This window comes from Streptococcus sp. 4094, assembly GCF_013277125.1.
Taxonomy (GTDB): Bacteria; Bacillota; Bacilli; order Lactobacillales; family Streptococcaceae; genus Streptococcus.
The window spans coordinates 1-17,001 of record NZ_VMMI01000007.1 but is presented as its reverse complement, the minus strand read 5'-3'; the positions used below and the strand labels follow the sequence as shown (position 1 = coordinate 17,001).

Below are 17,001 nucleotides of genomic sequence, written 5' to 3'. Positions count from 1 at the left end.
TGCGTTTTATTGTGAGAAAATTTATTTCATTTTCTCCTGAAATTGAGTTTTTACCCAGTCTCTAATGAGTTATTTCCAAGTGACCAGTTCGCTCCAAACGCTAACATTCGATATAGTAGAGGTTTCACCAGCTGGAACCCATTTGTTGGTGCCTAAGTATCTAACTTCTAGTTTACGAACGTTTACTGTGTAAGATGCTTTTAGTCTAATATAACCATAAGTGTAGGGTGGTACGTTATGGGAGACTGAGTGATTTAAACTAAGTCCAGCTCCAGACTCCGGAGCAGAAAAGCTAACACCTGCACCTACAGTCAGAGTAGCTCCAGCTTTTCCACCATAGGCAGTTGAACTTACAGGACCTGATGTGGTGCTTTTCTTGTAAGAGTGAGAGTATTTAGTTCTATAGTCTGCAACACCAGTTGCATTAGAACGAGTCTGATACGTAGATTTAGACTCTAAATAGGCGTCTCTAAGTTCAGTCGTATAAAATGACAATAACTCTCCTGTGTTGATATCTTTTACAATACGATTAGATACAATTTCATAATTTGTACCAGGATAGACATCAGCAAAAACCGTAGATGTTGTGACTAAGAATAATAGACTTGATAGTAGAGAGAAAAACAATAGTTTCAGTTTAATCATAACAAATTTCCTTTCTTCATGAGTAAAAGATTATTTTTTCAATCCTTTGAAAGTTATAATGCAACCCGAAATAATACTGAGAGTTCCTACAGGTCTCCAATATAGTTGCCAAAAGAATAAATTTATTCTTTCTTTCAGTGTCGCATAGGGTTCGGCATAATAGGGGTTGATGTGAAATAATAAAAAACCAAAACATAAAACTATGATTCCAGTTAAGAATAAAATGTCCTTATTTACTTTCCTCATAAAACCTCCTTTTATTTTATTTAAAGCGCTTTCTATTATTAGTATACGTCAAAAAAAGAAAAAAACAAGTCTATTTATTTATTTTTTTATATGGTATAATAGAATAGTTGGAGAGTTTTTATATAGCTTTAAAAGGCTGATATGAATACTTTGTATAATCTAATGATTCTTCAAAAAATTTCTTATTCAAACAAGAGCAAAGAGAAGGTGGGCTGCATATCAGAAGTTAGATGTATTTCTGTCTAACTTTTGAGGTGTAGTTCATTTTAAAACCACGAATCCTATGTGACTCGTGGTTCTTTTTTATAAACTAGTAGAGTGTTTTGGTTGTACTTTTTGCTCAGGGTCGATGTAGTTGATAGCATTATTGACAGCAGTTGGAGCTTCTCCGAGACCTGTCGCAATCAAGTCAATTTTTCCGTCATAGTAGCAGCAGTCACCGATAGCATAGATACCTGCTTGGCTGGATTCCTGTTTGCTGTTGACGATAATCTTGTGGCGGTTGAGGTCGAGCCCCCAGCTTTTGAGGTTACCGACAGAAGATTTGAAACCATAGTTGATAAAAAGGTGGTCTAGGTCAATCGTTTCGGTTTCATCAGATTTAACTTTTGTGATTTCAAGTTTATCAAGCGTTTTTCCATCTCCAAGGAGTTGGCTAGGGACGAATGGTGTCTTGATGGTTACAGATGATTCTTGCAAGGCTTGGACACTGTGTTCTAAGGCGCGGAAATTATCTCTGCGGTGGACAAGGGTAGTTGGCGCAATTTTTTCAAAAGCCAAAGCCCAATCCACAGCCGAGTCTCCTCCACCAAGAATCGTCACTTTCTTACCAGCGTATTGCTGGATGTTAGAAACGTGGTAGTGGATATTTTCATAGCCCTCAACGCCTTCTAGTTCCAAAGGACGTGGCTTGAAGGCACCGCCACCCATAGCAATGATAACAGTTTTAGATAGGTGACTTCCTTTAGAAGTGGTAATGGCAAAGCCTTCTTCTTGTTTTTCAATTTCAAGAACTGTTTCATTGAGATGAATAGGGGTATCAAAGCTGTTTAGCTGTTCAATCAAGCGGTTAGTCAATTCTTCTCCAGTCAGGTTTGGAAAGCCTGGGATGTCTAGGATTTCCTTTTCAGGGTAGAGAATAGCAGGTTGTCCACCTAGCTGGGGAAGAGAGTCGATGATTTGAACCTTGGCTTGGCGTAGGTGGGCGTAAAAGGCCGCAAAAAGACCGACAGGACCACCACCTACAATGGTAATATCATAGAGTTGAGACATGGTTTCTCCTTTGTTTTTTCTAGTCAGTTTATTGTATCATATTTTTGCTCAATGTAAAATGGACTAGGATAGGGAAAAAAATGCCAGAAAATGGTATAATAGGACGAAAGTGTTTTGATAGGGAGGATATCAGGGATGAATTTTCAACAATTATCCAATCTGCAATATTGGACCAGTTTGTTTGCAAGTCCATGGACGATAGCTATCAATCTGATTGATATTTTGATTGTTGCTTATATTTTATACCATTTTACAAAAGCTATTGCAGGAACCAAGATTATGATTTTGGTACGTGGAGTTTTGGTGTTTATTTTAGCTCAAATCCTTGCAAATATGATTGGCTTGACTACGATTTCTTGGTTAATCAATCAAATTATCACTTATGGGGTTATTGCGGCGGTTGTTATCTTCTCTCCAGAGATTCGGACTGGTTTGGAACGTTTGGGAAGAGCGACAGATTTCTTTTCCAATGCCCCTATTAGTGCTGAGGAACAGATGATTCGTGCCTTTGTTAAGTCTGTTGAATACATGAGTCCTCGTAAAATCGGGGCCTTGGTTGCTATTCAGCGTGTACGTACCTTGCAGGAGTATATTTCGACAGGAATTCCCTTAGATGCTAAGATTTCTGCAGAACTTCTCATTAACATTTTTATTCCCAACACTCCCCTACATGATGGTGCGGTGATTATCAGAGAAGAACGTATCGCTGTGACGTCTGCCTATCTGCCCTTGACAGAAAGTACAGGAATTTCCAAGGAATTTGGGACCAGACACCGGGCGGCTATCGGTTTATCAGAAGTCTCAGATGCCTTGACTTTTGTCGTATCAGAGGAAACGGGAGGAATTTCGATAACCTATAATGGAAGCTTTAAGCACAACCTAACACTTGATGAATTTGAAACAGAATTACGTGAAATCTTACTTCCAAAAGAGGAAGCAGGTCTTAGTTTTAAAGAACGATTGCTGGGAGGATGGAAACATGAGAAAAAATAGTTTATATATTATATCCTCACTCTTTTTTGCTTGTGTCTTATTTGTCTATGCTACGGCGACGAATTTTCAAAACAGTACCAGTGCTAGGCAGGTAAAAACGGAAACCTATACGAATACAGTAACAAATGTCCCTATTGACATACGCTATAATAGTGATGAGTATTTTATTAGTGGTTTTGCTTCAGAAGTATCAGTGGTCTTGACTGGTGCAAATCGCCTATCGCTAGCTAGTGAAATGCAAGAAAGCACACGTAAATTCAAGGTTACTGCTGACCTAACAGATGCCAGTGTTGGAACGATTGAAGTTCCTTTGAGCATTGAAGATTTACCCAATGGGCTGACCGCTGTGGCGACTCCGCAAAAAATTACAGTCAAGATTGGTAAGAAGGCTCAGAAGAATAAGGTAAAGGTTGTACCAGAGATTGACCCTAGTCAAATTGATAGTCGGGTACAGATTGAAAATGTCACGCTGTCAGATGAAGAAGTGTCGATTACGAGTGACCAAGAGACATTGGATAGAATTGATAAGATTATCGCTGTCTTGCCAACCAGCGAACGCATAACAGGTAATTACAGTGGTTCAGTACCTTTGCAGGCAATCGACCGCAATGGTGTTGTCTTACCGGCAGTTATCACTCCCTTTGATACAATAATGAAGGTGACTACAAAACCAGTAGCACCAAGTTCAAGCACATCAAATTCAAGCGCAAGCAGTTCGTCGGAGACATCGTCGTCAACGAAAGCAACTAGTTCAAAAACGAATTAAAAATAGAAAAAGGATTTTGTAAAAATGGGTAAATATTTTGGGACTGATGGAGTCCGTGGAGAAGCTAACGTAGAATTAACGCCAGAATTGGCCTTTAAACTAGGACGTTTTGGAGGCTATGTTCTTAGCCAACATGAAACGGAAGCACCGAAAGTTTTTGTAGGACGTGATACACGTATTTCTGGGGAAATGTTAGCATCTGCCTTGGTGGCAGGTCTCCTCTCTGTAGGGATTCACGTCTACAAACTAGGTGTTCTGGCGACACCAGCAGTAGCTTACTTGGTTAAAACAGAGGGAGCAAGCGCCGGTGTCATGATTTCTGCTAGCCACAACCCAGCCCTTGATAATGGAATTAAGTTCTTTGGCGGTGATGGCTTCAAACTAGATGATGAAAAAGAAGCAGAAATTGAAGCCTTGCTAGATGCTGCAGAAGATACTCTTCCTCGTCCAAGTGCAGAAGGCTTGGGAACCTTGGTAGATTATCCAGAAGGCTTGCGTAAGTATGAAGGATACCTTGTTTCAACTGGAACTCCTCTTGAAGGAATGAAGGTTGCCTTGGATACAGCTAATGGTGCAGCTTCTACAAGTGCCCGTCAAATCTTTGCAGACCTTGGTGCTCAGTTGACTGTTATAGGGGAAACACCAGATGGTCTTAACATCAACCTTAATGTTGGTTCAACCCACCCAGAAACCCTTCAAGAAGTGGTCAAAGAAAGCGGCTCAGCTATTGGTTTGGCCTTTGACGGAGACAGTGACCGTTTGATTGCTGTTGATGAGAATGGTGACATCGTTGATGGTGACAAGATCATGTACATTATCGGGAAATACCTTTCTGAAAAAGGACAATTGGCTCAAAATACAATTGTGACAACTGTGATGTCCAACCTTGGCTTCCACACGGCCTTGGACCGTGAAGGTATTAACAAGGTAGTCACTGCAGTTGGCGACCGCTACGTTGTTGAAGAAATGAGAAAATCAGGCTACAACCTCGGTGGTGAACAGTCTGGTCACGTCATCTTGATGGATTACAATACAACAGGTGATGGCCAATTATCCGCTGTCCAATTGACCAAAATCATGAAGGAAACTGGTAAGAGCTTGTCAGAGTTGGGAGCAGAAGTAACCATCTATCCACAAAAATTAGTCAATATCCGAGTGGAAAATGCCATGAAGGAAAAGGCAATGGAAGTGCCAGCTATCAAGGTCATCATCGAGAAGATGGAAGCTGAAATGGCAGGGAATGGTCGTATCCTAGTACGCCCAAGTGGAACAGAGCCCCTTTTGCGTGTTATGGCAGAAGCGCCTACAACAGAAGAAGTAGACTACTATGTTGATACCATCGCAGACGTAGTTCGAGCTGAAATCGGGATTGACTAAATCCTAGAAAACTAGATGAAAATAAAAAATTATGGTACAATAGCTTATAATATTGTAGCCGAGGGAGAAAGACATGAATCTTAAACGTGAACAAGAATTTGTTAGTCAGTATCATTTTGATGCGCGTAATTTTGAATGGGAAAATGAAAATGGAGCTCCTGAAACTAAGGTGGATGTGAACTTCCAATTGCTCCAACATGATCAAGAAAATCAAGTGACTTCCTTGATTGTCATCTTGACCTTTATGATTGTATTTGATAAGTTTGTCATCAGTGGAACCATTTCACAGGTAAACCACATCGATGGCCGTATTGTCAATGAACCAAGTGAATTGAGCCAAGAAGAAGTGGAAACTTTGGCTCGTCCATGTTTGAATATGCTCAACCGTTTGACTTACGAAGTAACTGAAATTGCATTAGACTTACCAGGAATCAATTTGGAGTTCTAATATGAAATTAGCTGTTATCACAGATTCCTCTGCCTATCTCAGTGCAGAGACCTTGCAAAGAGAAGATTTATTTGTCTTGGATATTCCTGTCAATATTGATGGTGAGGAGTATGTCGAAGGCATCAATCTGACTGCTGAGGAATTTTACCAAAAAATGGCTCAGGCTTCTGAACTGCCTAAGACTAGTCAACCAAGTATTGCCAAGTTAGATGAAATCTTAACTTCGCTCAAAGAACAAGGCTATACCCATGCTTTGGGGCTTTTCCTATCTTCTGGAATTTCAGGTTTTTACCAAAATATACAGTATATGATAGATGAATATGAGGGCTTAACCATTGCTTTTCCAGACACTTTGATTACAAGTGCTCCTCTGGGTATCATGGTTGAAAGCGTCTTTAATTGGCGTGACCAGGGCGATGATTTTGCCAGCATTCAGGATAAGCTAGCCATTCAAATCAGTCGTACGTCAGCCTTTATCATGGTAGATGATTTGGATCATTTGGTGAAAGGTGGACGCCTTTCAAATGGTGCTGCTATTTTGGGCAATTTGCTTAGCATTAAGCCAATCCTCTATTTCAATGACCAAGGTGTGATTGAAGTTTACGAAAAAGTTCGTACGGAAAAGAAAGCAACTAAGCGCTTAATTGAGATTATCAAGGAAGCAACAGCTTCAGGGCAATATCGTGTCATTGTCATTCATGGGAATGCTCCTGAAAAGGCTGAGGAATTGCGTCAGCACTTGATTGAATCTGGATTGAGTTCAGATGTTTCACTTGCTACATTTGGTAGTGTCATTGGAACCCACCTAGGAGCAGGAAGTATTGCTCTGGGTTATATTCCAGTGATTTAGTTGGCGCTTCTAGGCTAGTTAAGAAATCTTGTATCATAGCCATTGAACACGGACTAGCTACCTCTTGAAAAAAGATGCCTGTCTTGCCTTTCGTGGGAAGTCAGCGCCATTCCCTATTTTTCATGGGCAGCTAACGTCCTTAGTATCTTAGACAGGAGTAGAGATGAGTATTCGAGTAATTATTGCTGGTTTTAAGGGAAAGATGGGCCAGGCTGCTTGTCAGATGGTCTTGGCTGATCCAGACTTGGACTTGGTAGCAGTTTTGGATCCTTTTGAGTCTGAGTCAGAATGGCAGGGTATTCCTGTTTTCAAGGATAAGGTTGATTTAGCAGGTTTTGAAGCGGATGTCTGGGTAGATTTTACTACTCCAACTGTTGCCTATGAAAATACACGTTTTGCTCTTGAAAATGGATTTGCTCCAGTAGTTGGAACGACTGGTTTCACAAGTGAAGAAATTGCAGAGTTAAAAGCATTTTCTCGTGAACAAAATTTGGGTGGTTTGATCGCTCCTAACTTTGCCTTGGGTGCTGTCTTACTCATGCAATTTGCGACGCAGGCTGCTAAATATTTCCCAAATGTGGAGATTATCGAGCTCCATCATGACAAGAAAAAGGATGCCCCGAGTGGAACAGCTATTAAAACAGCTGAGCTGATGGCGGAAGTTCGAGAGTCTATCCAGCAAGGTGCGCCTGATGAAGAAGAATTGATTGCAGGTGCCCGTGGTGCTGACTTTGATGGTATGCGGATTCACTCAGTTCGTTTGCCAGGTTTGGTAGCCCATCAGGAAGTCATCTTTGGCAATCAGGGAGAAGGATTGACCCTCCGTCATGACTCCTATGATCGCAGCTCCTTCATGACAGGGGTTAATTTGGGAATTAAAGAAGTTGTCAAGCGTCATGAGCTTGTCTATGGATTAGAACACTTATTATGAGATTAACGCAAATGCCTTCTGAATTTCAGAAGGCTTTACCAGTATTAGAAAAAATTAAAGAAGCAGGTTTTGAGGCCTATTTTGTTGGGGGCTCTGTTCGAGACGCCCTCCTCAATCGTCCTATCCATGATGTGGATATTGCGACGTCTTCTTATCCAGAAGAGACCAAGCAGATTTTTCCGCGAACAGCCGATATCGGAATCGAGCATGGAACCGTCTTGGTTTTAGATGGGGATGAGGAGTATGAGGTAACCACCTTTCGAACTGAAGATGTCTATGTGGACTATCGCAGACCCAGTGCGGTTTCTTTTGTTCGTTCGCTAGAAGAAGACCTCAAACGCCGTGATTTCACAGTCAACGCCTTTGCCTTGGATGAGACAGGAGAAATCATAGACTTGTTCCATGGCTTAGACGATTTGGAAAAGCAGGTCTTGAGGGCGGTTGGAGTTCCTAGTGAGCGCTTCAACGAAGATGCTTTGCGGATTATGCGTGGTTTCCGTTTTCAGGCCAGTCTTGGCTTTGAACTTGAGCCAGAAACCTTTAAAGCTATGAAGACCTTGACGCCACTTTTGGAGAAAATTTCTGTGGAGCGTACCTTCGTTGAGTTTGATAAACTCTTGCTGGCTCCATTTTGGAGAAGGGGTTTGGCTTCCATGATTGAGAGTCAAGCTTATGACTATCTCCCTGATATGGCAGCTAGCCAGGACAAGCTCAATAGACTGTTTGATTTGGAGACTGATTTCACCTTTGAATCTTCAGAGCAAGCCTGGGCAGCTTTACTGTGGGCTTTGGAGATTGAAAATGCGCAGCCATTTTTGAAAGCTTGGAAGACCTCACGCCAGTTTGCCAAGCAGGTACAGGATTTGCTGACTATTTTGGCATTGCGTGAAAAGGGAGAATTGAGCAAGCGAGATTGTTATCGCTTTGACTTGGATTTGCTTTTACAGGCTGAAAGTCTTCGTCAGGCTCAGGGAAAACCAGTCAACCCACAAGCCATCACAGAAACCTACCAGAGTCTGACCATTCATGACAAGAAAGAAATTCAGATTAATGGTGGTATTTTGATCAAGGAATATGGCTATCAGCCGGGACCAGACTTGGGAGAGATTTTAACAGAGATTGAGTTTGCTATTGTCGATGGAGAATTGGAAAATGACCGTCAAGCCATCCATGCTTATCTAAGGGAGAAAAAATGAGTGATTTTATCGTTGAAAAACTAAGTAAATCCGTCGGTGATAAGACCGTTTTTAAGGATATTTCCTTTATCATCCATGACTTGGATAGAATTGGTTTAATCGGTGTCAATGGGACTGGTAAGACCACCCTTTTAGATGTTCTTTCTGGTGTTTCTGGATTTGATGGGGATGTTAGTCCCTTTTCAGCTAAGAATGATTACCAGATTGGTTACTTGACCCAAGATCCTGATTTTGATGATAGCAAGACGGTCTTGGATACGGTTCTATCTAGCGACCTCAAGGAAATCCAGCTTATTCGTGAGTATGAACTTCTCATGCTCAACTACAGTGAGGACAAGCAGGCTCGTTTGGAACGGGTCATGGCTGAAATGGACTCTCTCCAAGCTTGGGAAATCGAGAGTCAGGTCAAGACGGTTCTTAGCAAGCTGGGGATTCAGGACTTATCTACTCCTGTTGGGGAATTGTCAGGTGGTCTAAGAAGACGGGTCCAGTTGGCGCAAGTCTTACTTGGCAACCACGACCTCTTGCTTCTGGATGAGCCGACCAACCATCTGGACATTGCGACTATTGAGTGGCTGACCCTCTTTTTGAAAAATTCTAAGAAGACCGTCCTTTTTATTACCCATGACCGTTATTTCCTAGACGCTTTGTCAACTCGCATTTTCGAATTGGATCGCGCAGGCTTGACCGAATATCAGGGAAATTACCAGGACTATGTTCGCCTAAAGGCGGAACAGGATGAGCGCGACGCGGCTCTTCTTCATAAAAAAGAACAACTCTACAAACAAGAATTGGCCTGGATGCGCAGACAACCGCAGGCGCGTGCGACCAAGCAGCAGGCTCGTATCAATCGTTTCCACGATTTGAAGAAAGAAGTTTCAGGTGGCGTTACTGAGACAGACTTGACCATGAACTTTGAAACCAGTCGGATTGGGAAAAAGGTCATCGAGTTTCAGGATGTTTCCTTTGCCTATGAAAACAAGCCTATTTTGCAAGATTTTAATCTCTTGGTGCAGGCCAAAGACCGCATCGGAATCGTTGGGGATAACGGTGTTGGAAAATCAACCCTGCTCAACCTGATTGCAGGCAGTCTTGAGCCGACAGCAGGTCAAGTTGTGATTGGGGAAACAGTTCGCATTGCCTATTTCTCTCAGCAAATTGAGGGCTTGGATGAAAGCAAGCGAGTGATCAATTACTTGCAGGAAGTGGCAGAAGAGGTCAAGACCAGCGGTGGTTCTACGACTTCGATTGCAGAGCTGCTGGAGCAGTTCCTTTTCCCACGTTCGACGCATGGGACCTTGATTGAGAAATTGTCTGGGGGAGAGAAAAAACGTCTTTATCTCCTCAAACTGCTCTTGGAGAAACCAAATGTTCTTCTCTTGGACGAGCCGACAAATGACTTAGATATTGCAACCTTGACAGTTTTGGAGAATTTCTTGCAAGGCTTTGCTGGTCCAGTTTTGACTGTTAGTCACGACCGTTATTTCTTAGATAAGGTAGCGACTAAGATTCTCGCTTTTGAGGATGGCAAGATTCGTCCTTTCTTTGGTCATTATACCGACTATCTTGATGAAAAAGCCTTTGAAACAGAGATGGCCAATCAAGTGCAAAAGGCCGAAAAGGAAAAAGTGGTCAAGGTTCGAGAAGAGAAGAAACGCATGACCTACCAAGAAAAGCAGGAGTGGGCAAGCATTGAAGGTGATATTGAAGCCTTGGAAAACCGTATCGCTGCGATTGAAGAGGAAATGCAGGCCAACGGCTCTGACTTTGGTAAGCTGGCTACTCTCCAAAAAGAACTGGATGAGAAAAACGAAGCACTCCTTGAAAAATACGAACGCTATGAGTATTTAAGTGAGTTTGATAGCTAGAAGAATGGAAAAATCCCGTCTCATGGACAGGATTTCTCTATTCTTTTTTGGTTTCTTGATGAAAGATATTTTGCCAGGTTTCGTGGCGGCGCCAGATACTGGTATGGACGATACCATCTAACTCATAGCAGATGAGTTTTGTTTTCTGACTGATGGAAGTGATTTGGATGTCCTTGATAGCAGCATTCAAGTCTTTTTCGGCTTTATAAGCCTCTTTATCCATCTGCTCTCCATCCTGACGAATATAGACAAAATCGTCAGCCAAGAGTTCTTCCAGTTGATTTCCTTGATCAATCAATTGTTCACGCATAAGCAATTTTTTATAGACATTGTCTAAAATTTCATCCTCAGGGATAGGTGCTGGCTCGATATGGACATCGGTGTCAAAGACGCCAAAACGCTCCTCCAGCATAGACTCGACCTGATCCGCGATTTCATGACTCTCAAAAACAGATAAGTCAGGATTCATTTCTAGCGTAATATCAAGGTAAATGTTGCTACCGTAGGTGCGACCTCTTTGCGACTTAACCTTGCTGATCTTGGGAATTTCCATAATGGCCTTTTGATAGTCCTCAAGCAGACGATCGTCAAAGCCATCTGAAAGACTAAAGGAAGACTCGATAAAGATATCATAGGCGGTCTTCAAGATAAAGAAAGTGATGATGATAGCAACCAGTTTATCTACAATCGGATAATTGAAACTGCTAGCTAGGATGGCAATAGTCGTACCAAGTGAGGTAACAGCATCAGAAAGATTGTCCTTGGCGGCAGCCTTTAGTGCCTTGGAGTTGGATTTCTTACTGAGGCGAGTGTTGTAGAGATACACCACAAACATAATCGCTGCAGACATAATTCCTAGAGTTGCACCCAGAGGATCAATGACCGTTTCTTCCCGACTGAGAATCTTTTGAATGGTATCCCTCAGCACATCAAAGCCAACATAAAACATGATGATGGAAGTGATTAAGCTAGCCAAATCTTCAATCTTCCAGTGACCAAAACGGTGGTCTCGGTCAGCAGGTTGGCGCGCCATCCGAATGCCAATCAAGAGGGCCACATTTCCAATGATGTCCGATATGTTGTTAAAACCATCGGCCACCAAACTGGATGAATGAAGGAGGTGGCCTGTTGCTAATTTTGCTGCAGACAAGATCAAATAGGTTGAAATGCTGATAATGGCCCCACGCTCAGCCAACTTGAGATTTGAAATAGATTGCTTCATTCAACTTCCTTTCTAGTCACATAGCATTCTACCATTATACTGGTTTTCAAGAGAAAATTCAAATGAGTCAGTTTTTACTCTTTGAAAACTTTTCAAAATTTGGTATAATAGAATTACTCAAGGGAGTAGCTGGCAGAAACCTGTGATAGTGTCGTCATTCCGAATTTTATACTGAAAAGTATGCTTTCCGGCACTATCTTAAACAGCGAGACTTGTTATGATTAACAGGTCTCTTTTTGTTTGTCGTAAAAAGATACGATGAGGGAAAAGAGAGTCTGTTTTGCACACAATGTCAAGGAGGAGACACATGTCAAAAGAACAAAAACGCCAAGCGTTTTACACTCAGAGTCCTGAAGAGGTCTTGCAGGCTGTGGATGCGACCGAGCAAGGTTTGTCATCAAGTGAGGCGGAAAAGCGCCTTGCTGAATTTGGCCACAATGAACTCGAAGAAGGCGAGAAACGATCAATCCTGGTCAAATTCATCGAGCAGTTTAAGGATTTGATGATTATCATCCTAGTTGCGGCAGCTATTTTGTCAGTCGTGACTTCTGGTGGGGAAGATATCGCAGATGCCATTATCATCTTAGCCGTGGTTATCATCAATGCTGCCTTTGGTGTTTACCAAGAAGGAAAAGCAGAAGAAGCTATCGAAGCCCTCAAATCCATGTCTAGTCCAGCTGCCCGTGTTCTTCGTGATGGGCACATGGCTGAGATTGACTCTAAAGAATTAGTACCAGGTGATATTGTTGCCCTTGAAGCTGGTGATGTAGTACCTGCAGACCTACGTTTGCTTGAAGCTAACTCTCTTAAAATCGAAGAAGCAGCTCTTACAGGTGAGTCTGTTCCAGTTGAAAAAGACTTGACAGTTGAACTTGCTGCAGATGCTGGTATTGGTGACCGTGTCAATATGGCCTTCCAAAACTCTAACGTGACCTATGGTCGTGGTCTTGGTGTTGTTGTCAATACAGGTATGTACACTGAAGTTGGTCATATTGCTGGTATGATCCAAGATGCGGATGAGACGGATACACCCCTCAAACAAAACTTGAACAACCTTTCTAAGGTCTTGACCTATGCAATCTTGGTCATTGCCCTTGTTACTTTTGTAGTGGGTGTCTTCATTCAAGGAAAAAATCCACTTGGTGAGTTGTTGACTTCTGTTGCCCTTGCCGTTGCAGCCATTCCAGAAGGACTTCCTGCTATCGTGACCATCGTTCTTTCCCTTGGTACTCAAGTTTTGGCCAAACGAAACTCTATCGTTCGTAAGTTGCCAGCAGTAGAAACACTTGGTTCAACTGAAATCATCGCTTCTGATAAGACTGGTACGCTGACTATGAACAAGATGACAGTCGAAAAAGTCTTCTACGATGCGGTTCTACATGATTCAGCTGATGACATTGAACTAGGTCTTGAAATGCCACTACTTCGTTCAGTTGTCTTGGCAAATGATACGAAAATCGATGTGGAAGGAAATCTGATTGGTGACCCAACCGAAACAGCCTTTATCCAATATGCCTTGGACAAGGGCTACGATGTTAAAGGATTTTTAGACAAATATCCTCGTGTAGCTGAATTGCCATTTGACTCTGACCGTAAGCTCATGTCAACAGTTCACCCATTGCCAGATGGTCGTTTCCTTGTAGCAGTCAAGGGTGCGCCAGACCAACTTTTGAAACGTTGTGTTCTTCGTGACAAAGCTGGGGATATTGCTCCGATTGATGAGAAGGTTACAAATCTCATTCATACAAACAATTCTGAAATGGCTCATCAAGCCTTGCGTGTCCTTGCAGGTGCTTATAAGATTATCGATAGTATTCCAGAAAATCTCACTTCTGAAGAGCTTGAAAATGATTTAATCTTTACTGGTTTGATTGGGATGATTGACCCTGAACGTCCCGAGGCAGCTGAGGCTGTTCGTGTAGCCAAGGAAGCGGGAATCCGTCCAATCATGATTACAGGTGACCACCAAGACACAGCAGAAGCTATTGCTAAACGTTTGGGAATCATTGACGCAAATGATACAGAAGGCCACGTTTTAACTGGTGCTGAACTCAATGAACTGTCAGATGAAGACTTTGAAAAAGTAGTTGTTCAATACTCTGTTTATGCCCGTGTGTCTCCAGAGCACAAGGTTCGTATCGTCAAGGCTTGGCAAAAACAAGGTAAGGTCGTTGCCATGACAGGTGACGGTGTCAATGATGCGCCAGCTCTGAAAACAGCCGATATCGGTATCGGTATGGGAATCACTGGTACAGAGGTTTCTAAGGGGGCTTCTGACATGATTCTTGCTGACGACAACTTTGCGACTATCATCGTCGCAGTTGAAGAAGGACGTAAGGTATTCTCAAACATTCAAAAGACTATTCAATATCTTCTTTCTGCCAATACTGCTGAAGTATTGACCATCTTCCTATCAACCTTGTTTGGTTGGGACGTCTTGCAACCAGTTCATCTTTTGTGGATTAACTTGGTAACGGATACCTTCCCAGCAATTGCACTAGGTGTTGAACCTGCTGAGCCTGGTGTCATGAACCATAAACCACGTGGACGCAAGGCAAGCTTCTTCTCAGGTGGTGTTTTGAGTTCTATCATCTATCAAGGTGTACTCCAAGCAGCTATTGTTATGAGTGTTTATGCCCTTGCGATTGCTTATCCAGTACATGTGGGGGACAATCATGCCATTCATGCTGATGCCCTTACTATGGCCTTTGCAACCCTTGGTTTGATTCAGCTCTTCCATGCCTACAATGTGAAATCTGTTTACCAATCCATCTTGACAGTTGGCCCATTCAAGTCTAAGACCTTCAACTGGTCTATCTTGGTATCCTTCATCCTTCTTATGGCAACAATTGTCGTAGAACCGCTTGAAGGAATCTTCCACGTAACCAAACTAGACTTGTCTCAATGGGGAATCGTCATGGGCGGAAGTTTCTCAATGATTATTATTGTCGAAATTGTTAAGTTTGTTCAACGTAAACTCGGCTTTGACAAGAATGCGATTTAAAAAAAGTCATCTTCGGATGACTTTTTACTATAGTTGAGGGAAAGGGCTTGCAGTTATCAGCTTTTGTGCTATAATTGCTATAATATAGTAAAAAGCAAGAGGAGTGTGAGGAAGTGGAAAAGAAAATTGTGAAGGATATTTTATTTTTATCTCAGGTGTCTCAGCCGGCAAATCAGGAAGACCTGCATCTTGCTAGAGACTTACAGGATACACTCTTAGCAAATCGAGAAACTTGTGTTGGTCTAGCAGCCAATATGATTGGGGTGCAGAAGCGCGTGATTATCTTTAATCTTGGATTGGTTCCTGTGGTTATGTTTAACCCAGTGCTCCTGTCCTTTGAAGTACCTTATGAGACAGAGGAAGGCTGTTTGTCTTTGGCTGGGGTTCGACCGACGACCCGCTATGAAACCATAAGGGTTGCTTATCGTGACAGCAAGTGGCAGGAACAGACCATTACCTTGACAGGCTTCCCAGCCCAGATTTGCCAGCATGAACTGGATCACTTGGAAGGACGAATCATTTAGGAGGAAAGCAAATGAAACGAATAATCTTTGAACTTATTTTTATCGCAACGACCTGGTATATCTTTTTACCGCCCCTTAACCTGACCAGCTGGGAATTTCTCTTTTTCCTCTGTGGGCATTTGCTGCTTGTAGCAATCTTATTTGGCTTTGGCAAGGGGATCAATCTGGTCAAAACGGTTCATGTGCGCCACGGCAAGGCGGAAGCTGCCTTAAATCTTGAGGGTTTCAAAATCAATCGGTTAGGGAAAGTTCTTTTAGCTTCTATTGGAGGAATTCTTCTCTTGGCAGGTTTGGTTTCCTTGGTAACTTCTAGCATTTTTCAGGCTAAAAATTATGCCAATGTAGTCACGGTTACGGAAAAAGACTTTACTGAATTTCCTAAGACTGACACCAGTAAGGTTCCAATCTTAGATAGAAGTACTGCTGAAAAAATTGGTGACCGCTACTTGGGTTCCCTAACCGATAAGGTGTCGCAGTACGTAGCGGCAGATACCTATACCCAATTGACAATTGATGGGAAGCCTTATCGGGTTACACCATTAGAATACGCAGACCCTATCAAGTGGTTTAACAATCAGGCCAAGGGAATCGGCGAATATATCAAGGTGGACATGGTAACCGGAAATGCGGACTTGGTGGACTTGAAGACACCAATCAAGTATTCGGACTCGGAGTATTTTAACCGTGATGTCAAGCGTCACCTGCGCTTGAAGTACCCAACTAAAATCTTCAAGACTCCATCTTTTGAGGTGGACGATGAGGGCAATCCTTTCTATGTGGCTACAGTTTACCAAAAGCAGTTTGGGCTGGCAGTTCCTCGTCCTATTTCAGTCATTATCCTCGATGCTACAAATGGAGAAACCAAGGAATACAGCTTGGCAGATGTTCCAGAATGGGTGGACAGGGTCTATCCAGCTGAGGAAACTATTGAGCAAATCAACTACAACGGCAAGTACAAGGATGGTTTCTGGAATGCCATGATTTCCAAGAAAAACGTGACCCAGACTACCAAGGGCTATAATTACTTGTCTATCGGCAATGACATCTACCTCTACACAGGCGTGACGTCGGCCAATGCAGATGAAAGTAATCTTGGTTTTATCCTTGAAAATATGCGAACAGGAGAAATCACTAAGTATAGCTTGGCTTCTGCGACCGAAGAATCAGCCCGTGAATCAGCCGAAGGTGCTGTTCAGGAGAAATCCTACAAGGCAACCTTCCCAATCCTCATCAACCTCAATGACAAGCCTCTCTACATCATGGGCTTGAAGGACAATGCTGGCTTGGTCAAAGAGTACGCCCTGGTAGACGCAGTCGAGTACCAAAATGTTATCGTTGCTACGACAGTGGAAGAGATGCTCAGTAAGTATGCCAATAAAAACGACCTTGAAATTGACAGTGCAACAACAGAAAGCATCAAGGGTGTGGTAGCAGACCTCAAATCAGCTGTTATCAAGGGAGACACAGTCTACTTCTTTAAAGTTGATGGGAAGATTTACAAGGTCAAGGCCTCAGTATCAGATGACCTCCCTTACCTTGAAAATGGTAAAACATTCGAAGGTCAAGTAGGAAAAGACAATTATCTCAAGACCTTTAAAGTACAGTAATACTCTGCGAAAATCTCTTCAAACCACGTCAACTTTATCTGCAACCTCAAAG

The 17,001-nt window shown here is 42.5% G+C and carries 14 protein-coding genes; 11 read left to right on the top strand and 3 right to left on the bottom strand.

Going from position 1 to position 17,001, the window contains the following annotated elements:
• Positions 1–69: 69 nt before the first annotated feature.
• Positions 70–645, bottom strand: coding sequence for a hypothetical protein (locus tag HT721_RS01225; protein ID WP_000593540.1), 576 nt, complete (start codon positions 643–645; stop codon positions 70–72).
• A 549-nt stretch (positions 646–1,194) separates the two neighbouring features.
• Positions 1,195–2,163, bottom strand: a complete 969-nt coding sequence (locus HT721_RS01220) for an NAD(P)/FAD-dependent oxidoreductase (protein ID WP_173213492.1) — start codon at positions 2,161–2,163, stop codon at positions 1,195–1,197.
• 135 nt (positions 2,164–2,298) lie between these two features.
• Here HT721_RS01220 and cdaA point away from each other — a divergent pair, with 135 nt between their 5' ends.
• The 8 genes from cdaA (at position 2,299) to HT721_RS01180 (ending at position 10,592) form a co-directional block, all read left to right on the top strand.
• Positions 2,299–3,156: a diadenylate cyclase CdaA gene (gene cdaA, locus HT721_RS01215; RefSeq protein WP_050089436.1), complete on the top strand. Its 858-nt coding sequence runs from the start codon at positions 2,299–2,301 to the stop codon at positions 3,154–3,156.
• Entirely contained in the window at positions 3,143–3,922 is a 780-nt protein-coding gene (locus HT721_RS01210; protein WP_173213494.1) for a CdaR family protein, read from the top strand. The genes cdaA and HT721_RS01210 overlap by 14 nt, the downstream gene beginning before the upstream one ends.
• A gap of 24 nt (positions 3,923–3,946) precedes the next feature.
• Positions 3,947–5,299: a phosphoglucosamine mutase gene (gene glmM, locus HT721_RS01205; RefSeq protein ID WP_173213496.1), complete on the top strand. Its 1,353-nt coding sequence runs from the start codon at positions 3,947–3,949 to the stop codon at positions 5,297–5,299.
• A gap of 73 nt (positions 5,300–5,372) precedes the next feature.
• On the top strand, positions 5,373–5,747 hold the full coding sequence (locus tag HT721_RS01200; RefSeq protein ID WP_001050087.1) for a DUF1149 family protein: 375 nt from the start codon (positions 5,373–5,375) through the stop codon (positions 5,745–5,747).
• 1 nt (position 5,748) lies between these two features.
• On the top strand, positions 5,749–6,597 hold the full coding sequence (locus HT721_RS01195) for a DegV family protein (RefSeq protein WP_023943697.1): 849 nt from the start codon (positions 5,749–5,751) through the stop codon (positions 6,595–6,597).
• A gap of 163 nt (positions 6,598–6,760) precedes the next feature.
• Positions 6,761–7,528 (top strand): 4-hydroxy-tetrahydrodipicolinate reductase, encoded by a 768-nt coding sequence (dapB, locus tag HT721_RS01190; RefSeq protein ID WP_173213498.1) that lies wholly within the window; start codon positions 6,761–6,763, stop codon positions 7,526–7,528.
• Positions 7,525–8,724 (top strand): CCA tRNA nucleotidyltransferase, encoded by a 1,200-nt coding sequence (locus HT721_RS01185; RefSeq protein WP_345890091.1) that lies wholly within the window; start codon positions 7,525–7,527, stop codon positions 8,722–8,724. The genes dapB and HT721_RS01185 overlap by 4 nt, the downstream gene beginning before the upstream one ends.
• Complete coding sequence (locus HT721_RS01180; protein WP_173213500.1) at positions 8,721–10,592, top strand: ABC-F family ATP-binding cassette domain-containing protein; 1,872 nt, start codon at positions 8,721–8,723, stop codon at positions 10,590–10,592. Before HT721_RS01185 ends, HT721_RS01180 begins: the two co-directional genes overlap by 4 nt.
• A 37-nt stretch (positions 10,593–10,629) precedes the next feature.
• Here the strand turns inward: HT721_RS01180 and mntE are convergent, their stop codons facing one another.
• A complete protein-coding gene (gene mntE, locus HT721_RS01175) occupies positions 10,630–11,814 on the bottom strand; it encodes a CDF family manganese efflux transporter MntE (protein ID WP_112445507.1) in 1,185 nt (394 codons plus the stop codon).
• A gap of 307 nt (positions 11,815–12,121) precedes the next feature.
• On the opposite strand from mntE, the gene HT721_RS01170 reads away from it, so the two are divergent.
• The 3 genes from HT721_RS01170 (at position 12,122) to HT721_RS01160 (ending at position 16,949) form a co-directional block, all read left to right on the top strand.
• A complete protein-coding gene (locus HT721_RS01170) occupies positions 12,122–14,818 on the top strand; it encodes a cation-translocating P-type ATPase (protein WP_173228716.1) in 2,697 nt (898 codons plus the stop codon).
• 113 nt (positions 14,819–14,931) lie between these two features.
• Positions 14,932–15,342 (top strand): peptide deformylase, encoded by a 411-nt coding sequence (locus HT721_RS01165; RefSeq protein ID WP_173213506.1) that lies wholly within the window; start codon positions 14,932–14,934, stop codon positions 15,340–15,342.
• An 11-nt stretch (positions 15,343–15,353) separates the two neighbouring features.
• Entirely contained in the window at positions 15,354–16,949 is a 1,596-nt protein-coding gene (locus tag HT721_RS01160; protein ID WP_173228715.1) for a hypothetical protein, read from the top strand.
• The last annotated feature ends 52 nt before the right edge of the window (positions 16,950–17,001 follow it).

What these genes read in the sequence shown, in the direction of transcription:
- HT721_RS01180 (WP_173213500.1), top strand. Translation starts at nt 8,721, where the DNA reads ATGAGTGATTTTATCGTTGAAAAACTAAGTAAATCCGTCGGTGATAAG.
- HT721_RS01200 (WP_001050087.1), top strand. Translation starts at nt 5,373, where the DNA reads ATGAATCTTAAACGTGAACAAGAATTTGTTAGTCAGTATCATTTTGAT.
- glmM (WP_173213496.1), top strand. Translation starts at nt 3,947, where the DNA reads ATGGGTAAATATTTTGGGACTGATGGAGTCCGTGGAGAAGCTAACGTA.
- cdaA (WP_050089436.1), top strand. Translation starts at nt 2,299, where the DNA reads ATGAATTTTCAACAATTATCCAATCTGCAATATTGGACCAGTTTGTTT.
- mntE (WP_112445507.1), bottom strand. Translation starts at nt 11,814, where the DNA reads ATGAAGCAATCTATTTCAAATCTCAAGTTGGCTGAGCGTGGGGCCATT.
- dapB (WP_173213498.1), top strand. Translation starts at nt 6,761, where the DNA reads ATGAGTATTCGAGTAATTATTGCTGGTTTTAAGGGAAAGATGGGCCAG.
- HT721_RS01220 (WP_173213492.1), bottom strand. Translation starts at nt 2,163, where the DNA reads ATGTCTCAACTCTATGATATTACCATTGTAGGTGGTGGTCCTGTCGGT.
- HT721_RS01170 (WP_173228716.1), top strand. Translation starts at nt 12,122, where the DNA reads ATGTCAAAAGAACAAAAACGCCAAGCGTTTTACACTCAGAGTCCTGAA.
- HT721_RS01225 (WP_000593540.1), bottom strand. Translation starts at nt 645, where the DNA reads ATGATTAAACTGAAACTATTGTTTTTCTCTCTACTATCAAGTCTATTA.
- HT721_RS01185 (WP_345890091.1), top strand. Translation starts at nt 7,525, where the DNA reads ATGAGATTAACGCAAATGCCTTCTGAATTTCAGAAGGCTTTACCAGTA.
- HT721_RS01160 (WP_173228715.1), top strand. Translation starts at nt 15,354, where the DNA reads ATGAAACGAATAATCTTTGAACTTATTTTTATCGCAACGACCTGGTAT.
- HT721_RS01210 (WP_173213494.1), top strand. Translation starts at nt 3,143, where the DNA reads ATGAGAAAAAATAGTTTATATATTATATCCTCACTCTTTTTTGCTTGT.
- HT721_RS01195 (WP_023943697.1), top strand. Translation starts at nt 5,749, where the DNA reads ATGAAATTAGCTGTTATCACAGATTCCTCTGCCTATCTCAGTGCAGAG.